The 21,013-nt window shown below is 69.0% G+C and carries 17 protein-coding genes; 12 read left to right on the top strand and 5 right to left on the bottom strand.

What is annotated here, in order from left to right:
* Positions 1–119 precede the first annotated feature (119 nt).
* The 5 genes from H623_RS0113745 to H623_RS0113765 all read left to right on the top strand — a co-directional run bounded on the left by H623_RS0113745 (position 120) and on the right by H623_RS0113765 (position 6,221).
* A complete protein-coding gene (locus H623_RS0113745) occupies positions 120–1,661 on the top strand; it encodes an ABC transporter ATP-binding protein (protein ID WP_022901513.1) in 1,542 nt (513 codons plus the stop codon).
* Positions 1,658–2,998, top strand: a complete 1,341-nt coding sequence (locus H623_RS0113750; protein WP_022901514.1) for an ABC transporter permease — start codon at positions 1,658–1,660, stop codon at positions 2,996–2,998. Before H623_RS0113745 ends, H623_RS0113750 begins: the two co-directional genes overlap by 4 nt.
* Positions 2,995–4,290 (top strand): ABC transporter permease, encoded by a 1,296-nt coding sequence (locus tag H623_RS0113755; RefSeq protein WP_022901515.1) that lies wholly within the window; start codon positions 2,995–2,997, stop codon positions 4,288–4,290. The genes H623_RS0113750 and H623_RS0113755 overlap by 4 nt, the downstream gene beginning before the upstream one ends.
* Before the next feature lie 53 nt (positions 4,291–4,343).
* Positions 4,344–4,769 (top strand): cytidine deaminase, encoded by a 426-nt coding sequence (locus H623_RS0113760; protein WP_022901516.1) that lies wholly within the window; start codon positions 4,344–4,346, stop codon positions 4,767–4,769.
* 168 nt (positions 4,770–4,937) lie between these two features.
* A complete protein-coding gene (locus H623_RS0113765) occupies positions 4,938–6,221 on the top strand; it encodes a thymidine phosphorylase (protein WP_022901517.1) in 1,284 nt (427 codons plus the stop codon).
* 96 nt (positions 6,222–6,317) lie between these two features.
* On the opposite strand, the gene H623_RS0113770 is transcribed toward H623_RS0113765, so the two are convergent.
* Complete coding sequence (locus H623_RS0113770; RefSeq protein WP_022901518.1) at positions 6,318–6,989, bottom strand: GAP family protein; 672 nt, start codon at positions 6,987–6,989, stop codon at positions 6,318–6,320.
* A 230-nt stretch (positions 6,990–7,219) separates the two neighbouring features.
* Here H623_RS0113770 and H623_RS0113775 point away from each other — a divergent pair, with 230 nt between their 5' ends.
* The 3 genes from H623_RS0113775 (at position 7,220) to H623_RS0113785 (ending at position 9,247) form a co-directional block, all read left to right on the top strand.
* A complete protein-coding gene (locus H623_RS0113775; RefSeq protein ID WP_051143262.1) occupies positions 7,220–8,368 on the top strand; it encodes an adenosine deaminase in 1,149 nt (382 codons plus the stop codon).
* Positions 8,369–8,469: 101 nt separating this feature from the next.
* Entirely contained in the window at positions 8,470–8,943 is a 474-nt protein-coding gene (locus H623_RS0113780) for a PTS sugar transporter subunit IIA (RefSeq protein WP_026940351.1), read from the top strand.
* Positions 8,944–8,974: 31 nt separating this feature from the next.
* Positions 8,975–9,247: a PTS sugar transporter subunit IIB gene (locus H623_RS0113785; RefSeq protein ID WP_026940352.1), complete on the top strand. Its 273-nt coding sequence runs from the start codon at positions 8,975–8,977 to the stop codon at positions 9,245–9,247.
* Positions 9,248–9,283: 36 nt separating this feature from the next.
* Here the strand turns inward: H623_RS0113785 and H623_RS0113790 are convergent, their stop codons facing one another.
* Positions 9,284–11,065 carry a phospho-sugar mutase gene (locus H623_RS0113790; protein ID WP_022901520.1) on the bottom strand — a complete coding sequence of 594 codons (1,782 nt, stop codon included), beginning with the start codon at positions 11,063–11,065 and terminating at the stop codon, positions 9,284–9,286.
* A 29-nt stretch (positions 11,066–11,094) separates the two neighbouring features.
* Positions 11,095–11,931: a purine-nucleoside phosphorylase gene (locus tag H623_RS0113795; protein WP_022901521.1), complete on the bottom strand. Its 837-nt coding sequence runs from the start codon at positions 11,929–11,931 to the stop codon at positions 11,095–11,097.
* A 135-nt stretch (positions 11,932–12,066) separates the two neighbouring features.
* Here H623_RS0113795 and H623_RS0113800 point away from each other — a divergent pair, with 135 nt between their 5' ends.
* Together H623_RS0113800 and H623_RS0113805 are read left to right on the top strand one after the other, a co-directional pair.
* Positions 12,067–13,500 (top strand): NAD(P)H-quinone dehydrogenase, encoded by a 1,434-nt coding sequence (locus H623_RS0113800; RefSeq protein WP_026940353.1) that lies wholly within the window; start codon positions 12,067–12,069, stop codon positions 13,498–13,500.
* Between the two features lie 527 nt (positions 13,501–14,027).
* Positions 14,028–15,719: an APC family permease gene (locus H623_RS0113805; RefSeq protein ID WP_026940354.1), complete on the top strand. Its 1,692-nt coding sequence runs from the start codon at positions 14,028–14,030 to the stop codon at positions 15,717–15,719.
* Positions 15,720–16,062: 343 nt separating this feature from the next.
* On the opposite strand, the gene H623_RS0113810 is transcribed toward H623_RS0113805, so the two are convergent.
* The gene (locus H623_RS0113810) at positions 16,063–17,826 is read right to left on the bottom strand and encodes an acetyl/propionyl/methylcrotonyl-CoA carboxylase subunit alpha (RefSeq protein WP_022901523.1); all 1,764 of its coding nucleotides are present in this window, start codon (positions 17,824–17,826) and stop codon (positions 16,063–16,065) included.
* A 190-nt stretch (positions 17,827–18,016) separates the two neighbouring features.
* Positions 18,017–18,652, bottom strand: coding sequence for a Maf family protein (locus H623_RS0113815; protein WP_022901524.1), 636 nt, complete (start codon positions 18,650–18,652; stop codon positions 18,017–18,019).
* A 180-nt stretch (positions 18,653–18,832) separates the two neighbouring features.
* On the opposite strand from H623_RS0113815, the gene H623_RS20050 reads away from it, so the two are divergent.
* Together H623_RS20050 and H623_RS0113825 are read left to right on the top strand one after the other, a co-directional pair.
* Positions 18,833–20,254, top strand: coding sequence for a class I SAM-dependent RNA methyltransferase (locus H623_RS20050; protein ID WP_022901525.1), 1,422 nt, complete (start codon positions 18,833–18,835; stop codon positions 20,252–20,254).
* 65 nt (positions 20,255–20,319) lie between these two features.
* On the top strand, positions 20,320–20,994 hold the full coding sequence (locus H623_RS0113825) for a response regulator transcription factor (RefSeq protein WP_022901526.1): 675 nt from the start codon (positions 20,320–20,322) through the stop codon (positions 20,992–20,994).
* The last annotated feature ends 19 nt before the right edge of the window (positions 20,995–21,013 follow it).

The raw sequence follows: 21,013 nt of genomic DNA on the forward strand, positions 1-21,013 counted from the left end.
AACGCACGAGCATGTCGGCGCCGCTCGCTCGGCACCGGTCCGGGCGCGGAGGCGTTCCACCGCCGAACGCTGCTTGCCGGCCCGCAGCGCAGCGGCCGGCGAAAGGTAGATTGACCCCTATGAAGCTCGAACTTCGCGGCATCACGAAGCGATTCGGCTCTCTCACCGCCAACGACCACATCTCGCTCACCGTCGAGCCGGGAGAGATCCACTGCATCCTCGGTGAGAACGGCGCGGGCAAGTCCACGCTGATGAACGTGCTCTACGGGCTGCTCGAGGCCGACGAGGGCGAGATCCTCCTCGATGACGTCGAGCAGCGCTTCGATGGACCGGGCGACGCGATGAAGGCCGGCATCGGCATGGTGCACCAGCACTTCATGCTCATCCCGGTGTTCACCGTGGCCGAGAACGTCATGCTCGGGCACGAGAGCACCGGATTCGCCGGGTTCCTCAACCAGAACCAAGCGCGTGCGCGAGTGCGCGACATCTCCTCGCGCTTCGGGTTCGACGTCGATCCCGACGCGCTCATCGAAGACCTTCCGGTCGGCGTGCAGCAGCGCGTCGAGATCATCAAGGCGCTCTCCCGCGACGCGAAGGTCCTCGTGTTCGACGAGCCGACTGCGGTGCTTACGCCGCAGGAGACCGACGAGCTGATGTCGATCATGAAGCAGCTGCGCGACGCTGGAACCGCCATCGTCTTCATCACCCACAAGCTGCGCGAGGTGCGCGAGGTCGCCGACCGCATCACCGTGATGCGACTCGGCAAGGTGGTGGGCGAGGCATCCCCGAGCGCGAGCAACGCGGAGCTGGCGTCGCTCATGGTCGGCCGTTCCGTCGAGCTCACCGTGCAGAAGCAACCCGCGAAGCCCGGCGAGCCGGCCCTGACGGTGAAGGGTCTCACGGTCGTCGATCCGATCGGCCAGCTCGTCGTGAACAACGTCGACTTCGAAGTGCACGCCGGCGAGGTGCTGGCCATCGCGGGCGTGCAGGGCAACGGGCAGACCGAGCTCACCGAGGCCATCCTCGGCCTGCAGCCTCGCGTCAAGGGCAGCATCGCGCTCGACGGCAAGGAACTGACTGGTCTGAACGTGCGCAAGGTGCTGGATGCCGGCGTCGGGTTCATTCCGGAAGACCGCAATGAAGACGGTCTGGTCGCCGAGTTCTCGATCGCCGAGAACCTGATGCTCGACCGAGCCGACGGAGCCCCCTTCGCCAAGGGCGGCAGCCTGCAGCTGCGGTTCCGCAACACGTTCGCCACCGAGAAGGTGCGCGAGTTCGACGTGCGGGCGCAGAGCATCGACACCCCGGTGGGCACGCTCTCCGGCGGCAACCAGCAGAAGGTGGTGCTCGCCCGTGAGCTCAGCCGCGAACTGCGGCTGCTCGTGGCGGCACAGCCGACGCGCGGTCTCGACGTCGGCTCCATCGAGTTCGTGCACAAACGCGTGATCGAGGCGCGGGACTCGGGCATCCCGGTCGTCGTCGTCTCCACGGAGCTCGACGAGGTGGATGCCCTCGCCGACCGCATCGCGGTCATGTACCGCGGCGGGATCGTCGGCATCGTCCCCGGCGGCACCGACCGCGAGACGCTCGGCATCATGATGGCGGGCGAGCAGCCGGAGACCCCCGCGCCGCAGGGCGACCCGAGAGGAGAGGCCGCGTGAGCCAGGAGCAGGACGGCGCACAGGCATCCGTCGACGAGTCTGCACTGCAGCAGGCCGGCGACGCGGATGTCGCGCTCGAGACGGGCGCGCAAGTCCCGCCGGAGCAGCAGGAACCGAACCGGTGGAACGAGGCGCTGCGCCAGATCATGGGCGGAAGCGTGGTCATCTCGATCCTTGCCGTGGTGCTCGCGCTCATCGTCGGCGCGATCCTCATCGCGGTCACGGACCCCGGCGTGCAGCAGGCGGCCGGGTACTTCTTCTCCCGGCCCTCCGACACGTTCGAGGCGATCTGGAATGTCGTTTCCGGCGCGTACACCTCGCTGTTCCAGGGCTCGATCTACAACTTCGGCCGCCCGACGTTCGCCTCCGGCATCCGGCCGTTCATGGACACGCTGACGTACGCCACACCGCTGATCGTCGCCGGTCTCGGTGTCGGCCTCGGGTTCCGCACCGGCATGTTCAACATCGGTGGTCAGGGGCAGATGCTCATCGCCGCCGCCTTCTGCGGCTGGGTGGGCTGGTCGTTCGACCTGCCGCCGGTCATCCACCTGGTCGTGGCCGTCGCCGCCGGCGTCGTCGGTGGCGCGCTGTGGGCCGGCATCGCCGGCGTGCTCAAGGCGCGAACGGGCGCGCACGAGGTGATCGTGACGATCATGCTCAACTGGATCGCGTTCTACCTCATCTCCTACCTGCTGCGCACGCCCGGCGCTCTGCAGGCGCACGGCTCGAACAACCCGAAGTCGCCGGCGATTCTGCCGAACGCGATCCTGCCGCAGATCCTCGGTCCGCAGTATCAGCTGCACTTCGGCTTCATCATCGCCATTGCGGCGACCATCTTCGTCTGGTGGCTGCTGGAACGCTCGAGCCTCGGCTTCAAGTTCCGTGCTGTCGGCGAGAACCCGCACGCCGCCCGCGTGGCCGGCATCAGCGTGAACAGCGCGATCATCTGGTCGATGGTCATCGGCGGTGGCCTCGTCGGCCTCGCCGGCGTGGATCAGGTGCTCGGCACCACGACAGGCGGATTCGGGTCGGCCATCGACGCCGGCATCGGATTCGACGCGATCACGGTCGCCCTGCTCGGCCGCTCGCGTCCGCTCGGCACCTTCATTGCAGGCGTGCTGTTCGGCGCCTTCAAGGCCGGCGGCTTCCTCATGCAGGCGGCCAACAGCATCCCGATCGACATCGTGTTGGTGGTGCAGTCGCTGATCGTGCTGTTCATCGCCGCGCCGCCCCTGGTGCGGGCCATCTTCCGGTTGCCCAAGCCGGGCCCGCGCCCACCACGCAAGCAGAAGCCGGCCACGCCGGCGCCCGTCGCCGAGGAGGTGGCCGCCCGATGACCACGACCGCCGAACACACCGTTCCGGATGCCACCCCGATCGTTCTCGAGAAGACCGTCGTTCGCAGCAGGAAGACGCCGATCACCCTGTCGGTCGTCGCCGTGCTCTCCATCGTGCTGTTCGTGATCTTCCGTCGAGGAGGAGACACGACGTTCACGTTCGCGGGCGGTCGGGTGGCGCCGTCGCTGCCCCAGGTGGTGCTGCCGACCACGCTGACCTGCGTGATCCTCACGGTCGTGCTGGTTCTCATGGCGGCAGCGAGCTGGTGGATCCTCGCTCGGCGCACGAAGGTGCCGCTGTGGTACTCGAGCGTGTTCGCGTTCCTCTTCGTCGTCGCGTTCCTCACCTGGGCCGCCGGCGCCAACTCGCGGCCGCTTCCCATCACGAGCCTGCTGCTCGGCGCAGTCAGCCTGAGCGTGCCGTACATCTTCGGCGCCCTCGGCGGGGTGCTCTCCGAACGCAGCGGTGTGGTGAACATCGCGATCGAAGGCCAGCTGCTCGCCGGCGCGTTCCTCGCGGCCATGGTCGCCAGCATGACGGGGTCGATGTGGCTCGGGCTGGTCGCGGCGCTCGTCGCCGGCGTGCTGGTCTCGTTCATCCTGGCCGCGTTCGCCATCAAGTACTACGTCGACCAGGTCATCGTCGGCGTCGTGATCAACGTGCTGGTGCTGGGGCTGACGAACTTCCTCTACAGCCAGGTGCTCGCCAAGGACCCCGAGTTCCTCAACAACCCGCCGCTGCTGCCGGCCATCCCGATCCCCGGTCTCAGCGCGATCCCGGTGATCGGCCCCGTGCTGTTCGACCAGTCGATCATCGTGTACCTCATGTACATCGCGGTCGTGGCCGTGTACGTCGGGCTGTTCCACACGCGATGGGGGCTGCGTCTGCGGTCGGTGGGCGAGCATCCTCAGGCCGCCGACACGGTGGGCATCAACGTGACGGGAACGCGGTTCTGGAACGTGTCGCTCGCCGGCGCGATCGTCGGTCTCGGCGGCGCATACTTCACGCTCGGCTCCGTCGGCTCCTTCAGCGAGGACATGACGGGCGGGCAGGGCTATATCGCCCTCGCCGCCGTCATCTTCGGCCGCTGGGATCCGGTGCGCGCCACGCTCGCCGCCCTGCTCTTCGGCTTCGCCAGCAACCTGCAGTACACGCTCGCCGCGGTCGGTTCGCCGGTGCCGAGCGAGTTCCTGCTGATGCTGCCCTACGTGGTGACGATCCTGGCCGTGGCAGGGTTCGTCGGCTACGTGCGCGGCCCGGCGGCATCCGGAAAGCCCTACATCAAGTCCTGACGTCGCCCCCGCGTGATCAGGCACAACCTCAAGGAACGGAAATCGACACGACGATGAGTGACGATACGACGCCCTTCTCGGGCGAGGTCGACTGGGGCGCGCTGCGCACCGAGGCCGAAGAGGCCATGAGAAGGGCGTACGTGCCGTACTCGAAGTACCCGGTCGGCGCCGCCGCGCTGGCCACCGACGGGCGCATCATCGCCGGATGCAACGTGGAGAATGCAAGCTACGGCCTCACGTTGTGCGCGGAGTGCTCGCTCGTCTCCATGCTGCACATGACCGGCGGCGGTCAGCTCGTCGCGTTCACCTGTGTGAACGGCGAAAGCGACGTCATCATGCCGTGCGGTCGCTGCCGTCAGCTGCTCTACGAGCACTCGGTGCCGGGGATGATGCTCGAGACCGTCTCGGGCATCCGCACCATCGACGAGGTGCTGCCCGACGCGTTCGGTCCGCGCGACCTCCAGCAGTACTCCGCCTGAATACCACAACACTGAATATCGCAACACTGAGCGACACAGCGCCGAATGCCGACCGAGTGCCACGAGCGCTCACCACCACTCGCTGCTCAGTGCCACTGGTCGCCCAGCACCACTGGGCGCTCAGCATCAGCGGCACGGGGCGACAAGTCCGACAAGGAGCTTCACATCATGGCTGAACGGTTCGACGCCGTCGATCTCATCCGCGCCAAGCGGGACAAGGGCGAGCTCAGCACATCCCAGATCGACTGGCTGGTGGATGCCTACACGCGCGGCTTCGTCGCCGACGAGCAGATGTCGGCGTGGGCGATGGCCGTGCTCCTGAACGGCATGACGCGACGCGAGATCCGGGACCTCACGCTGGCCATGATCGCCAGCGGCGACCGCATGAGCTTCGCCGACCTGGGCAAGCCGACAGTCGACAAGCACTCCACGGGCGGCGTCGGCGACAAGATCACGCTTCCGCTCGTGCCGCTCGTCGCCTCGTTCGGCGTCGCCGTGCCGCAGCTCTCCGGCCGCGGCCTCGGACACACCGGTGGCACGCTCGACAAGCTCGAAAGCATCTCCGGCTGGCGTGCAGCGCTCACCACCGACGAGCTCTTCGCCCAGCTGCGCGACGTCGGCGGCGCCATCTGTGCGGCCGGCCCGGGGCTCGCGCCGGCCGACAAGAAGCTGTACGCGCTGCGCGACATCACCGGCACCGTCGAGGCGATTCCGCTGATCGCCTCGTCGATCATGAGCAAGAAGATCGCCGAGGGAACGGGCGCGCTCGTACTCGACGTGAAGTTCGGCTCAGGCGCCTTCATGCACGACCTCGACAAGGCCCGTGAGCTCGCCCGCACCATGGTGGAACTCGGACAGGATGCCGGTGTCGCCACCTCCGCGCTGCTCACCGACATGAACGCCCCGCTCGGCCGCGCGATCGGCAACGCGAACGAGGTGCAGGAGTCGGTCGAGGTGCTCGCCGGCGGCGGACCGGATGACATCGTCGAGCTGACGCTCGCGCTCGCCCGCGAGATGCTGCGCCTCGCAGGCAAGCCCGACGCCGACGTCGAGGAGGCGCTGCGCTCCGGCCGGGCGATGGACTCCTGGCGCGCACTCATCCGAGCGCAGGACGGCGATCCGGACGCGCCGCTGCCGCACCCACGGGAGACCCACACCGTCGTGGCACCGCGAGACGGCGTGGTGACGCGGCAGGACGCCCTGTCGTTCGGGGTCGCCGCGTGGCGGCTCGGGGCGGGACGCGCACGACAGCAGGATCCGGTTCTGCATGCTGCCGGCATCCAGTTGCACGCCAAGGTCGGCGAGAGCGTCGCTGCCGGCGATCCGGTGTTCACGCTGGCGACCGACGACGAGGTGCGGTTCGAGCGCGCGCTCGAAGCGCTCGACGGCGCCTGGGAGCTGGGCGACAGCGCGCCGGAGCGCGGCCCGATCGTCGTCGACCGCGTCGGCTGAGCGGCCGACTAGGTGGGCTGCGTGGCTGGCGCGGCCGCGCGGGACTTCGCGAACCGCCCGAACCGCGTGAGCCTAGGGCCGAACGGGCATCACCGCTCAGAAGTGGCCGATGCCCTTGCCGATCAGGTTCACGCCCAGTACGAGGAACAGCACGGCCATGATCACGGCGTTCTCCTGCGCGAGCCAGCCGCGTAGCGAATCGAGCGGTGAGCGCAGCCGGTCGGCGGCGACCAGGTAACCGAGCACCGGCACGAGCACGGTGCAGGCCGCGATCACGGTGAAAATCACGATCGTCACGATGACCGCGCCCACACCGAGCTGTGCCGATCCGATCTCGACGCCGGCGCTCACCGCCATCAAGAGGTTCTTGGGATTGATCGCCGAGAGCAGGAACGCGAGCCCGAACGCGGCGATGAACGAGAAGCCGTCGATCGCCTGCATCCACTTCGGCAGCACCGGCTTGGCGCCGGGCTTCGGACGATGTCGCCACTGGCGCACGGCGAGCAGGAGCAGGAGCACGCCGAGCACGAGCTGGATGACGCCCTGGACCGGCTTGGAGGCATCCGGGTCGGTCGCGGGTATCACGCTGGCCAGCAGGATGAACACGATCACGGCGACGAGGATGCCCACCACCCAGCCGAGCAGGAACCCCACAGCGGTGACCCTGGCTCGCGGGGAGAGCAGCATGAGGATCGCCGCGATGATCGGTATCGGGCTGATCGCGATGCCGAGGGCCTGCGGCAGGATGCCTCCGATGACCTGGATCATTCCCGCCCTTCCTTTCGCGCGCACGTCGTCGCGTCACCAGAACGTACTCCCGCACGAGAAAGACGGCGCGGCCGCGGGCATCCGTTCGCCCGGATCGGACGAGAACGACGACCGTCGTGCGGCAGCCGTTCGTGCGGCGCGAACGCGGGTCATCGTGCGCCATCGATATCGACGGGAATCGGCGCCGATCGGGGAGTACGCAGCACCCGTCCGGTCGGTACGCTGGAACGATGAGTCCAGAGCCGGGCCGACAGGAGCCCCCCAGTAACCTCTCCCATGCCGCGCCCCTGGTCGATGGCGTGGATGTGCGCACGCTGCCGAAGGTGTCGCTGCACGATCACCTCGACGGCGGCCTGAGGCCGCAGACCATCATCGACCTGGCGGACGAGATCGACCTCGACCTGCCGGAGAGCGATGCCGACGCGCTCGGCGCCTGGTTCGAGAAGCAGTCGAACTCGGGTTCGCTCGTCGAATACCTGAAGACGTTCGACATCACCACCGCCGTGATGCAGACGCACTACGGTCTGGCCCGCGTGGCGCGCGAGTTCGTGCTCGACCTCGCCGCGGACGGTGTTGTGTACGGCGAGGTCCGCTGGGCGCCGGAGCAGCACCTCGGGCGCGGCCTGAGCCTCGACGACGCGGTCGAGGCAGTGCAGAGCGGCCTCGAGCAGGGCGTGGCGGATGTGCGCAACGGTGGCGCGGACATCCGCGTCGGGCAGCTCGTCACCGCCATGCGCCACGCCGACCGCGCGGTCGAGATCGCGGAGCTCGCCGTGCGGCATCGCGACTCCGGAGTCGTCGGCTTCGACATCGCGGGCGCGGAGGCCGGGTTCCCGCCCGCGAACCACCGGATCGCGTTCGACTACCTGGCCGAGAACTTCCTGCCCGTGACGGTGCACGCAGGCGAGGCCGACGGGCTGGACAGCATCCGGGGCGCACTGTTCGACGGTCGTGCCCTGCGCCTGGGGCACGGCGTGCGCCTGGCCGAGGACATCACCATCGAGCGCCAGGACGACGAGAACATCTACGTCTCGCTCGGCAGGCTCTCGCAGTGGGTGAAGGACCGGGAGATCACGCTCGAGCTGAGCCCGTCGTCGAATCTGCAGACCGGCGCGATCGCGGCCTGGGGGGACGAGCTCGTCGATCACCCGTTCGACCTCCTCTACCAACTGGGCTTCCGCGTCACGGTGAACACCGACAATCGGCTGATGAGCGCCACGACGATCAGCCGCGAGCTCGCCCTGCTGGCGGATGCGTTCGGGTACGACCTCGACGATCTCGAGACGTTCCAGGTGAACGCGGCACGGGCATCCTTCCTGCCGCTGGAAGACCGGGAAGACCTCGTGGAGACGATCGCCGACGGATTCGACGAGGTCTGACGCCGGCGCGGCCGTCGCACAGGCGCGCATCGAATCTGCTCGGCGTCTCCCCACGTCGCTTTCAGCGAGTGTGGAACATGCGTCGCGATACGCTTGAACACATGTCGCTTCCGCCGCTGCCCGACTCTGCCATCGACCTCGGTGTGCACGCGTCGGATTGGCGCGCCGCGGTGCGGTTCGCCGGTGTCGCGTTGCGTCGGTCGGGTGCGACGCGCGACAGCTACACGGAGCGCATGATCCAGGTCGTCGACGAGTTCGGCGCCTACATCGTGATCGCTCCCGGGCTCGCTCTGGCGCACGCCCGGCCGGGTCCCGATGTGCTCGCGGACGGCCTCTCGGTGGTGACGCTGGCGACACCGGTGACATTCGGGCATCCGCACAACGATCCCGTCAGCGTCGTCATCGGTCTCGCCGTCTCGACGCCGGATGCCCACGTCAACTCGGTCGCGGAGCTCGCGAACGTGTTCAACGACCCCCAGGCGATCCCGGCCCTCGCGCAGGCGACGTCGGCCGACGAGGTGTGGCGCGTCATCCAGGCGCCGACGGTGTCGGACGACGCCGAGCCCGTGCGCTGACGACCCGCTCGATGATGTCGAAGGAGGCACGGTGAAGATCGTCGCGATCTGCGGAGCCGGTGTGGGAACATCGGCCATTCTCAAACTGAACGCGGAGCGGGTGCTCGACCGGCTCGGCATCTCGGCCGACGTCAGCGCGTCCGACGTCGCGAGCGTGTCCACCTCGGGCGCCGACGCCCAGGTGATCCTGACGTCGCCCGAATTGGTCTCGCGCATTCCGAAGACCAACGCCGACATCGTCGTCATCGACAACTACTTCGACACCGACGAGCTCGAGCGCAAGCTCGAGGATGCCGTGGGCTGAGTCCGGCTCCGCCCGGCGGCCCGGCCTCCGCACGCTTCAGCTCGTGAGCGCGCGCATCCCGTCGGCGAGCACCGCGACCCGCGCCTGCGCGGCCGCCCGGCGCCCGGCGACGTCGGAGGCGGCGTCATCGAACGCGTCGATGTAGATCTTCAGCTTCGGCTCCGTGCCACTCGGACGAACCATGACACGGGATCCGTCGTCGAGCACGATGCGCAGTACGTCGCTCGGCGGAAGGTCGGCGGATCCACCGCTCAGGTCGTCGATCCGTGTCACGGTCACGCCACCGACTTCGCGCGGGGGAGCTTCCCGCAATGACGCCATGATGCGGGCGATGCGATCGAGGTCGGTCACCCGGATCGAGATCTGGTCAGAGGCGTAGGCGCCGAAGCGCTCCGTGAACTCGTCGAGCCGGTCGGCGATCGTGCGCCCCTGCGCGTGCAGCCGCTGGGCAAGAGCGATCGCGACGGTCGCCGCCGAGATGCCGTCCTTGTCGCGCACCGTCTGCGGGTTCACCAGGTAGCCCAGCGCCTCTTCGTAGCCGAACACGAGGCCGGGTACGCGGCTGACCCACTTGAATCCGGTGAGGGTCTCGACGAAACGCAGGCCGTAGGCATCCGCCACGGCACTCAGTGCGGGGGACGAGACGATGGATGCCGCGAGCGCCCCCTCGACATCGCCTCCCGCCGTCTGCTCCGCCGCGGTCCATCCCAGCAGCGTTCCGACCTCGTTGCCGCTCAGCCGGCGGTAGCCCTCCGGGCTCGACGCGTCAGGGATGCCGATGGCCAGGCGATCCGCATCCGGGTCGTTCGCGATCACCAGGTCGGCGTCCGAGTCGCGGGCGAGGGCGAACGCGAGGTCGAGTGCGCCCGGCTCCTCCGGGTTGGGGAACGAGACGGTCGGGAAGTCGGGGTCGGGGTCCTGTTGCTCGGCCACCGGGATCGGTGCGGGAAGGCCCGCGGCCGCGAACACGGCGCGCGCGGTCTGCCATCCGACGCCGTGCATGGCCGTGTAGACGTAGCGGAGTGCGGGGGAGGAGCTGCCGGTACCGTCGGCCGTACTCTCCGCACCCGGCGTGCGCGCCGCGCCTGCCGTGCCCTCCGCACCCGGGGTCCGTCCGGCCCTCAGCACTTCGCTCGCCACCGCCGCGGTCTCGGCCACGTACGCGTCGATCAGGGATTCGGCGGCGGTGTCATAGGCATCCGATCGGGGCAGGTCGGAGACGTGACCGGCAGCCACCCGCTCGATGTGCGCGGCGATCGCGGAGTCCGCGGGCGGCACGATCTGCGAGCCTGCATCCGCGCCGCCGAGGTACACCTTGTAGCCGTTGTCGCGCGCCGGGTTGTGGCTGGCGGTGACCATCACGCCCGCCGAGGCGTTCAGGTGCCGCACCGCGAACGCGAGCACCGGCGTCGGTAGCAGGCGCGGCAGCAAGACTGCCCGCACTCCAGCACCGGCCATCAGCTCGGCGGTGTCGCGGGCGAACACGGCAGAGTTCTTGCGTCCGTCGTAGCCGATCACGATCGACGGCGCGTCGTCACCGCGTTCGGATGCCTGCTCCACCAGATAGGCGGCGAGCCCGGCCGCTGCCTGTGCCACCAGCACGCGGTTCATGCGGTTCGGTCCCGCGGCGAGCTCGCCGCGTAGCCCGGCGGTGCCGAACGCGAGGCGCGTGTCGAAGCGCGAGTGCAGATCGGCGAGCGCATCGGCTTCGCCATCGACGGCGCGGTCGAGCACCGCCTGCAGTTCGGCGCGTGTTTCCGCGTCGGGGTCGTCGGAGATCCAGGCACGGGCGGTCGCGATGACCGAGTCGGCGGCCACGCCACCGCTCGTTCCTCCCGTCGCCGCGCTCACAGCTTCTCCACGATGCGCGCGAGCAGGTCGCTGATGACGGGCTCGGCGGCCACGCCGGCGGCGAGCACCTCCGCATGGTCCAGCGGCACCGGCGAGATGCCGGCGGCCGGATTGGTGATGAGCGACATGCCGAGCACCTCCATCCCCGCGTGCCGGGCGGCGATGGCCTCCAGCGCGGTCGACATGCCGACGATGTCGCCGCCGATGCGGCCGGCCATGCCCACTTCGGCGGGCGTCTCGTAGTGCGGACCGCGGAACTGCACGTATACGCCTTCGTCGAGCGAGGCATCCACCTGCCGGGCGATGTCGCGCAGGCGGCGCGCGTAGAGGTCGGTGAGATCGACGAACGTCGCGCCCTCCAGGGGCGAGCTCGCCGTGAGGTTGATGTGGTCCGAGATCAGCACGGGGGTGCCCGGTGCCCACTCGGGCTTGAGGCCGCCCGCGCCGTTGGTGAGGACCATGATCTTCGCACCGGTCGCCGCGGCCGTGCGCACGCTGTGCACCACGCGCCGCACGCCGTGACCCTCGTAGAAGTGCGTGCGTGCGCCGATCACCAGGGCACGCTTGCCGCTGGGCAGCAGAACGGAGCGGATCGTGCCGACGTGCCCCACGACGCTCGGGCGGCTGAATCCGACGATGTCGGTCGCAGGCACGCATGCCGTCGTCTCGCCGATCAGATCGGCCGCCTTGCCCCAGCCGCTGCCGAGCGTGAGGGCGATGTCGTGGTGCTCGACGCCGGTGCGCTCGGCGATCTGCTCCGCGGCGATGCGGGCGATCTCGAACGGGTCGGCGGCGGGGTCGTCGAAGGGATTCGCGAGGTCCTCTGATGCCATTGCACCACTCTAAACAGCGTCGGTGCCCCTCCGTCGCACGCGCTCACCTGCGCACGCGTGCGGGCCCGAGCGCGCTCACCTGCGCACGCGTGCGGCTGTGAACGGGCATCCTCAGGATTTGCGAGAATGGATGCCATGGCTTTCGAGTTCGAGCGCAAACAGAGGATCGCCGTACTCGGGGGCGGCCCGGGCGGGTATGAAGCGGCACTGGCGGGAGCCCAACTGGGCGCCGACGTGACGCTCGTCGAGCGCGTCGGTGTCGGCGGGGCCGCGGTCATCACGGACGTCGTGCCGTCGAAGACGCTGATCGCGACGGCGGATGCCACGCGCGCCATCGGAGAGGCCGCCGACCTGGGCGTGCAGTTCTTCGGCCGCACCGAGACGGGCAAGCCGATTCGACCCGAGGTCGCGGTCAACCTGTCTGCGGTGAACAAGCGTCTCCTCGGCTTGGCGCGACAGCAGTCCGAAGACATGCGCAGCGAGCTGGTGCACGCCGGCGTGCGGATCGTCACCGGCGAGGGACGCCTCGACGGACCCAACGCCCTCATCGTCGCCACCGCAAAGGACAACGGCACCGACTTCGACCGCGTCGAGGCCGACACGATGGTCGTCGCAGTCGGTGCGAGCCCGCGGCTGCTTCCGGCGGCGATGCCCGACGGGGAGCGCATCCTCACCTGGACCCAGCTCTACTCGCTCAACTCCGTTCCCGATCACCTCATCGTGGTGGGCTCCGGCGTGACCGGGGCCGAGTTTGCCAGCGCGTACACGTATCTGGGGGCGAAGGTCACGCTCATCTCCAGTCGCGACCGGGTGCTGCCCGGCGAGGACGCCGACGCTGCCACGGTGCTCGAGAAAGTCTTCAAGCGCAACGGCATGAAGCTGCTCTCCAAATCGCGTGCCGAGTCGGTGGAGCGCACCGACGACGGGGTGCTGGTCACGCTGAGCGACGGCCGCACTGTCGAGGGATCGCACTGCCTGCTCGCGGTCGGCTCCATCCCGAACACGGCCGGCATCGGCCTCGAGGATGCCGGTGTGCAGCTGACGCCGCGCGGCCAGGTACGCGTCAATCGCGTCGCCCGCACGTCCATGCCGAACATCTACGCGGCGGGAGACTGCTCGGATGTGCTGCCACTGGCATCCGTCGCCTCGATGCAGGGCCGCACGGCGATCTTCCACGCGCTGGGCGATTCGGTGACGCCGATCGAGTTGCGCAACGTGGCATCCAACATCTTCACGACGCCGGAGATCGCGACCGTCGGCTGGAACCAGCGCGAGATCGAGGAGGGCATCGCGCAGGGCGACATCTACAAGCTGGCACTGAAGTCCAACCCGCGCGCCAAGATGCAGGGCATCAAGGACGGCTTCGTCAAGCTGTTCGCGCGCACCGGCAGTGGCACCGTGATCGGCGGCGTGATCGTGGCGCCGAGGGCGAGCGAGCTGATCCTGCCGCTGGCGCTCGCCGTGGAGCACCGCCTCACGGTCGACCAGGTCGCCCGCGCGTTCTCGGTGTATCCGTCGCTGTCGAACTCGATCACCGACGCCGCGCGCGCGATGCACATCGTCCTGTAGCGGGCCCGCGTCTGTAATCTGCGCTCCGCGCCTCCGCGCCTCCGCGCTCCCGCGCCTCCGCGCTGCGCTCCCGTGTCCGACGTCCGTCCTGCGCGCCGTGTCACCGCGCTGCCGCGCCTCCGCGATCCCGCGTGCTGCGCTCCGCGCCCGGCGTCCGTCCCGCGCTCCGTGCTGGCGGGATCGTTAGGCCACCCCGCATCGAGCCACCCCTGAACCGTCGAGCCACCCCTGAATCGTCGGGCCACCCCTGAATTACCGGGCCACCCCGTTGTTCGCGCGAATTCGAGGGTGGCTCGTCGATTCAGGGGTTGCTCGATGCGGTAGGGGCGCGCAGTATCCGGCTGGACGCGGCGACGGCAGATCGGCCGGAATCGCTTCAGATCGAGACTGGGCGTCCGGCCCACCTGAGAAGACTCACAGGTGCCATCAGCCCACGCTCAGCGCGGAGTAACGTCCGCGTGGGGGCGCTCGTGATGCGAGTGCCCTACGCGCAATCCGAGACGGATCCGCCGAGTAAGGAGACGACGATGTCGAACACCCTGAAGCAACCCAGTACGAATCCGGTGGAGGTGAAACTCAAGCGGCACGTGGGCCCGATCGGCCTGTTGTTCGCCGCGATCGGCTCCATCATCGGTTCGGGGTGGTTGTTCGGTGCGTTCAACGCATCCGCGATCGCGGGCCCGGCGGCGATCTTCTCCTGGCTGATCGCCGGCGTGATGATCATGCTGATCGCGCTCTGCTACGCGGAGCTGGGGCCGATGTTCCCGATCTCCGGCGGCGTCGTGCGCTACCCGCACATGGTGTGGGGATCGTTCGGCAGCTACACGATGGGGTGGATCACCTGGATCGCCTCCGCCGCTGTGCCGGCCATCGAGGTCGAGGGCGCGCTGACATACGGAACCAAGTACGCGCCGTTCACCGTGCTCGCGAAGGACAGCGGAGCATCCGCTCACGTTCTGACGCCACTCGGCATCGTGGTCGCGATCATCCTGCTGGCCGTGTTCGGCGTGATCAACTACTTCGGTGTGCGGCTCTTCTCGCAGGTGAACACCGTGATCGTGTGGTGGAAGATCTTCGTCATCTGCCTCGTGATCGTGGTCTTCATTCTCACGGCGCTCGCCACGACCGCGCCGCAGGCGATCGGCAACTTCACGTCGCACGGCTTCGCTCCGAAGGGCTTCGCGGCCATCTTCGTCTGCATCTCCACCGCGGGCATCACGTTCTCGTTCCTCGGCTTCCGGCAGGGCATCGAGCTCGCCGGTGAGACGACGAAGCCGAAGCGCAACATCCCGCTGGCCGTGATCGGCTCCGTGGGCATCACCGCCATCCTGTACGCGCTGCTGCAGGTGGCGTTCACCATGATGGTTCCCTCGTCGGCGCTGGCGCACGAGGGCGGCTGGGCCGGTCTGGCGTTCAAGAACGACTTCGGTCCTCTCGCCGCACTCGCCACGATCGCCGGACTCGGGTGGCTGGCGTACATCCTGTACTTCGACGCCATCGTCTCGCCGCTCGACACCGGCCTCATCTACACCACGGTGACGTCGCGTGTGTCTTACGCGGTGGGCCGCAACAACAACGGTCCGCGTTGGCTGGCGACGAACAACAAGTTCGGCGTGCCGGTCTGGAGCCTCCTGCTCTCGTTCCTGGTGAGCATCGTTCTGCTGCTGCCGTTCCCGAGCTGGCAGCAGCTCGTCGGGTTCATCACCAGCGCGACAGTGCTGTCGTTCGGCACCGGGCCCCTCGTGCTGGCCGTGATGCGCCGCAAGCTGCCGAACCACGCGCGTCCGTTCAAGCTGCCCGGCGGCGACATCATCCCGTTCCTCGCCTTCTATTGCACGAACATGATCGTGTACTGGGCCGGATGGGCGACCAACCAGAAGCTGATGATCTCGATCCTGATCGGCTACGTGTTCCTGGTGATCTACGAGCTGGTGGCCCGCAAGCGGCCGAACCGTCCGAAGCTGGACTTCCGGGCGAGCGCGTTCTGGGTCATCCCGTGGCTCGTGCTCATGACACTCGTGAGCTGGCTGTTCGATCCGGCGACCCACCCCACCATGTTCTTCTGGGTGTTCCTGATCAACCTCGCGATCACGGCGGTGATCTACTTCATCGCGGTCAAGATCACGCTCCCGACGGAGAAGATCGAGGAATACATCGAGGATGCCGCGAACGAGTCGGAGATCGAAGAGAAGACTCTCGCAGGCGGCGCCATCCGCTGATCCCACTCCGGGAGAGTTTCAGGGCACCGTGGCGGCTTCGGCCGCTGCGGTGCCCTGTTCGTCGTCGAGCCGCCTGCGCCATCGTCGAGCCACCCGCTTGTCGTCGAGCCACCCCGTTGTCGTCGAGCCACCTTGTCGTCGAGCCACCTGTTTGTCGTCGACCCACCCGCTTGTCGTCGAGCCACCCTCGAAATCGCGCAAAGAGAGGGGTGGCTCGATAGCAAGCGGGTGGGTCGCCGGCAGGAGCATCGCCCGCCGGCGAGAGAGTCATTCGACGGCACGGAAAATTGGCCGCCGGCAGGAGGGAGGCTGGCGGTCGCCGCGGAGCAGGCGCGGAACGACGTCAGACGATGTTGAGCAGCAGGTGCCCGCTGGAGACCGTGGCGCCAACCGTGGCGTTCACGTTCGCGACGGTCCCGTCCTTGTGCGCGGTCAGCGGCTGCTCCATCTTCATGGCCTCGAGCACCAGGATCAGGTCGCCCTTCACCACCTGGTCGCCCTCGCCGACGGCGAGCTTGACGACAGTGGCCTGCATCGGCGCGGTCACGGAGTCGCCCGTGGCGGTGGTGACTGATCCGGAAGCCGACTTGCGCTTCGGCGCGTGCCCGACCGAGGCTGTGGCGCCACCGGCGATGAGCAGCCTCGTCGGCAGGCTGACCTCCACGCGCTTGCCGCCCACCTCGACGATGACGCTGTGGCGCGCCTCGGGCTCGGGCTGGTCGGCGGCTTCACCGCTCCACGGTTCGAGCTCGTTCACGAACTCGGTCTCGATCCAGCGGGTGAAGGTGCTGAACGGATGCCCGTCCTCCGGCGCGAACGCCGGGTCGCGCACGATCGTGCGGTGGAACGGGAGAACCGTGGGGAGACCGGCGACCTCGAACTCGTCGAGCGCGCGACGTGAGCGCTCGAGCGCCTCTTCGCGGCTGGATCCCGTGACGATCAGCTTGGCAAGCAGGGAGTCGAACGCGCCGGAGATCACGTCACCGGACTGCACGCCGGAGTCGACGCGCACGCCGGGGCCGGCGGCCGGCTTGAACACGTGCACCGGACCGGGTGCGGGCAAGAAGTTGCGGCCCGGGTCCTCGCCGTTGATGCGGAACTCGAACGAGTGGCCGCGCGGGGCCGGGTCGTCGTAGTCGAGCACGCCGCCCTCGGCGATGCGGAACTGCTCCCGCACCAGGTCGATGCCGGTGACCTCTTCAGAGACCGGATGCTCCACCTGCAGCCGCGTGTTCACCTCCAGGAACGAGACGGTCCCGTCCTGTCCGATGAGGAACTCGCACGTGCCGGCGCCGAGGTAGCCGACCTCTTTGAGGATGGCTTTCGACGAGCTGTACAGCTTCTCGCGCTGCTCGTCGGTTAGGAACGGCGCGGGCGCCTCCTCGACGAGCTTCTGGTGCCGGCGCTGCAGGGAGCAGTCGCGGGTGGAGACGATGACGACGTTGCCATGGGCATCCGCGAGGCACTGAGTCTCGACGTGGCGCGGCTTGTCGAGGTACTTCTCCACGAAGCACTCGGCGCGGCCGAACGCCGCGATCGCCTCGCGCGTGGCGGAGTCGAACAGCTCGGCGACCTCGTCCCGCTCACGGGCGACCTTGAGCCCACGGCCGCCACCGCCGAACGCGGCCTTGATGGCCACGGGTAGTCCGTACTGGTCGACGAACTCGAGCACCTCTTCCGCGTTCGCGACCGGATTGAGCGTGCCCGGCGCGAGCGGCGCGCCCACCTTCTCGGCGACGTGGCGTGCCGAGACCTTGTCACCCAGGCGCTCAATGGCCTCCGGCCCGGGGCCGATCCAGATCAGCCCGGCATCGATGACGGCGCGGGCGAAGTCGGCGTTCTCGGCGAGGAATCCGTAGCCGGGATGCACGGCATCCGCACCGGATCGACGGCAGACCGAGAGCAGCTTCTCGATGGAGAGGTAGGTGTCGGCGCTCGTGGCGCCGTCGAGCGCGTAGGCCTCATCGGCGAGCCGGGTGTGCACCGCGTCCCGGTCCTGATCGGCGTAGACGGCGACGGACGCGATTCCGCTGTCCCTGGCCGCCCGGATGACCCGTACTGCGATCTCGCCGCGGTTGGCAATCAGGACCTTCGAGATGTGTGGCACAGTGTTCAAGCCTATTGACGCGGGCACCCCTCGTTTTGAATGCGGTACACAAAACTGGACCGAAGGCCTTTCGGATGCCTACAACGGCTTCCCGAGCTCGGTGGGCGAGCGACGCGGGTCGAAGTGCGGTGTCAGCGCGCTCGAGGTGTCGGTTCAGTGCCGTCGACATGCCTCGATCAGCCGGCTCGCGTCATCCCCACAGGTCCGTCCACTCGTACCCGAGTCGCTTCACGAGCGCCCGCAGCGTGGAGAGCGAGAGCCCGACGACGGTGCTCGGGTCGCCTTCTACCCGCGTGATGAACGGCCCGCCGAGGCTGTCGATGGTGAACGCGCCCGCGACCTTCAGGGGCTCGCCGGTGGCGATGTACGCGTCGATCTCCGTGTCGTCGAGGTCATCGGCGAACGTCACGGATGCCTCGGCCACCTGGCCCACGGCCCCGTTCATCGCGCCGCCCGTGTGATCGATGAGCCAGTGGCCCGAGTGCAGCACGCCGGTACGACCGCGCTGTGCATGCCAGCGCTCCCGCGCCACGGATGCCTCGTGCGGCTTTCCATAGATCACTCCGCCGACCTCGAACGCCGAGTCGCCGCCGAGGATGAGCCCGTCGATGGGCTCTCCGCCGACGAGCGCGCCGACCACGGCCTCCGCCTTCGCCTGCGCGAGCAGTTGCACCATCTCGCCGGCGGGAAGCGGCCCGCGCACCGCTTCGGCCGCCGCGACCGCCGCGGGCTCGTCCACTCCCGGCGCGATCGTGAGTGGTTCGACGCCGGCGACGCGCAGCAGAGTGAGACGAGCGGGCGAGGTCGAGGCGAGGTAGAGGCGCACCTGCCCATTGTCTCGGTATCCGTTGCGGCCTCGGTACACGATGCGGTGTCGGTACCCGTTGCGGCGTGCTCGGCAACGCGGGCCGGTCACCGGCTCCGAGTCCAGCCGCGCGACGGTTGCGGGCTTCGCACCGCGTCGCGCGTCGGCGGCTGCCCAGCACCGGTATGGGACGATTTACGGATGCCTCGCCCCGACTCCACCCCCGACCGTCACCGCAACTCCAGCCGCAGCCGCAGCAACGGCCGCAGCCGCGGCTCGGCGGAGGGCCGCAGCCGTGGCGCAGGGAACAGCCACGGTCGCAATGCCGCCCGCAACCGCAGCGCAGGAGGCGACCGCAGCGCAGCCGCCGTCGCTCCCCGCGAACCGGTCGAGCTCGAGCTCGACGTCACGGGTGTCGCGCACGGTGGCGTCTTCGTCGCGCGCCACGAGGGCCGTGTGGTCTTCGTCAGCGATGCCATCCCGGGCGAGCGCGTGCTCGCCCGCGTCTCCGATACGCGGCACGACAGATTCTGGCGAGCCGAGACTGTGCGGGTGATCGAGGCATCCGCTCATCGAACAGGGCACGTGTGGCAGGCGGCATCCGTCGAGCGTGACCCGGCGGAGCGCGCCGGGGGCGCCGAGTTCGGCCACATCGCGCTGCCCCATCAGCGAGAGCTCAAGCGCCAGGTGATCGCGGACGCGTTCGGCCGCATGGCCGGCATCGACACCGCACCCGAGGTCGAGGCCGCGCCCGGTGACGACGAGCGCGACGGGCTTCGGTGGCGCTCGCGGGTGCGCGTGCAGGTGGACGAGGCGGGCCGCGTCGGCCCGTTCGCCGCCCGATCGCACCACGTCATCCCCGTGGACGACCTGCCCCTGGTCATCGACGCCGTCGAGCGCGCGGCGCCGCTGGGCGAGGTGCAGAGCCGTGCCGGCAGTGTCGACATCGCCGTGACGAGCGAGGGATTCGTGGCGGTGACGCGGCGGGATGCCTCGGGCCAGACATCCACGCCGACTCGCCTCATTCACGAACGCGTCGGCGACCGCCGGTTCGCTCTCGCGTCGACCGGGTTCTGGCAGGTGCACCGCAAAGCTCCGCAGGTGCTCACGGAGGCCGTGCAGGATGCCGTCGACGACTCGCTCTTCGACCCGCGCGCCTTCAACCTCGACCTGTACGGCGGCGTCGGCTTGCTCGCCGCCGCGATCGGTGACCGGTTCGGACCCACGACGCGCATCACGAGCGTGGAATCTGACGAGGGCACCACGGACCACGCGGCGGCGAACCTCGCCGAGTGGATCGGCGCACAGACCGTGACAGCACGGGTCGAGCACTACCTGCGCGACCTCACGAGCCGGTCCACGGCAGGGGAGCGCGCTCGGCTGAACGCGGGCACGGTGGTGCTCGATCCGCCGCGCAGCGGTGCCGGACGCGAGGTGGTCGACATGCTGGCCGGCATCGCTCCGGCACAGCTCGTCTACGTCGCCTGCGATCCTGTGGCGTTCGCCCGCGACCTCGGCTGGTTCCGGGAGCGCGGTTACGAGCTGCGCGGCGCGCGTGCCCTCGACCTCTTCCCGCACACCCACCACGTCGAGATCGTCGCCTCGCTCGTGCGTCGCGGGTAGCGCCTCGGGGCGTAAGGCCCGGGTCGGTGGCGGAGGCGGCCCGGCGCACGGCTAGCATGAATCCCATGGTTCGGGTGGGGATCGTCGACGATCACGAGTCCGTTCGTCTCGGGCTGCAGGCGGCCTGTCGCGACGCCGGATACGACGTGGTCGCCGCCGGCGCGACGGTGAGTGCGGCGCTCGACATGCTTCCCGACGCCGGATGCGACGTGGTCGTTCTCGACCTCTCGCTCGGCGACGGCTCGAGCATCACCGAGAACGTCAAGCGCGTGCAGGCGACCGGGGCCGGCGTTCTGGTGCACAGCATCGCGGATCAGGTCGCCAGCGTGCGCGAGTCCCTCGCCGCGGGCGCGGCCGGCGTCATCCCGAAATCCGCGCCGACCACCACCCTCGTCGCGGCGATCAAGTCCGTCGCGGCCGGCGAGGTTCTCAACAACCTCGAGTGGGCGAGCGCCATCGACGCCGACAGCGAGTTCGCCAAGGCGCAGCTCGGGCGACGTGAGCGCGACGTGCTGCACCTCTACGCGAGCGGCCTGCCGCTGAAGGCTGTCGCCGAGCAGCTCGGCGTGGCGCACTCGACCGCGCGCGAGTACCTCGACCGGGTGCGCACGAAGTACGTGGAAGTCGGGCGGCCGGCCCCGACCAAGGTGGACCTGCTGCGCCGAGCCGTGGAAGACGGCATCTTGCCCGGTTTGGCGCCCGATGCGCCCGGCGCGGGCGCTGCGCATGGCAAGCGCTGACTCCTCGCCGGGCCCGACG

It is taken from the genome of Humibacter albus DSM 18994 (assembly GCF_000421825.1).
In the GTDB taxonomy this organism is placed as follows: domain Bacteria; phylum Actinomycetota; class Actinomycetes; order Actinomycetales; family Microbacteriaceae; genus Humibacter; species Humibacter albus.

Excerpts from the sequence above, each read along its gene's own strand:
- H623_RS0113745 (WP_022901513.1), top strand. The coding sequence starts at position 120 with ATGAAGCTCGAACTTCGCGGCATCACGAAGCGATTCGGCTCTCTCACC.
- H623_RS0113755 (WP_022901515.1), top strand. The coding sequence starts at position 2,995 with ATGACCACGACCGCCGAACACACCGTTCCGGATGCCACCCCGATCGTT.
- H623_RS0113760 (WP_022901516.1), top strand. The coding sequence starts at position 4,344 with ATGAGTGACGATACGACGCCCTTCTCGGGCGAGGTCGACTGGGGCGCG.
- H623_RS0113765 (WP_022901517.1), top strand. The coding sequence starts at position 4,938 with ATGGCTGAACGGTTCGACGCCGTCGATCTCATCCGCGCCAAGCGGGAC.
- H623_RS0113770 (WP_022901518.1), bottom strand. The coding sequence starts at position 6,989 with ATGATCCAGGTCATCGGAGGCATCCTGCCGCAGGCCCTCGGCATCGCG.
- H623_RS0113775 (WP_051143262.1), top strand. The coding sequence starts at position 7,220 with ATGAGTCCAGAGCCGGGCCGACAGGAGCCCCCCAGTAACCTCTCCCAT.
- H623_RS0113780 (WP_026940351.1), top strand. The coding sequence starts at position 8,470 with ATGTCGCTTCCGCCGCTGCCCGACTCTGCCATCGACCTCGGTGTGCAC.
- H623_RS0113795 (WP_022901521.1), bottom strand. The coding sequence starts at position 11,931 with ATGGCATCAGAGGACCTCGCGAATCCCTTCGACGACCCCGCCGCCGAC.
- H623_RS0113800 (WP_026940353.1), top strand. The coding sequence starts at position 12,067 with ATGGCTTTCGAGTTCGAGCGCAAACAGAGGATCGCCGTACTCGGGGGC.
- H623_RS0113805 (WP_026940354.1), top strand. The coding sequence starts at position 14,028 with ATGTCGAACACCCTGAAGCAACCCAGTACGAATCCGGTGGAGGTGAAA.
- H623_RS20050 (WP_022901525.1), top strand. The coding sequence starts at position 18,833 with ATGCCTCGCCCCGACTCCACCCCCGACCGTCACCGCAACTCCAGCCGC.
- H623_RS0113825 (WP_022901526.1), top strand. The coding sequence starts at position 20,320 with ATGGTTCGGGTGGGGATCGTCGACGATCACGAGTCCGTTCGTCTCGGG.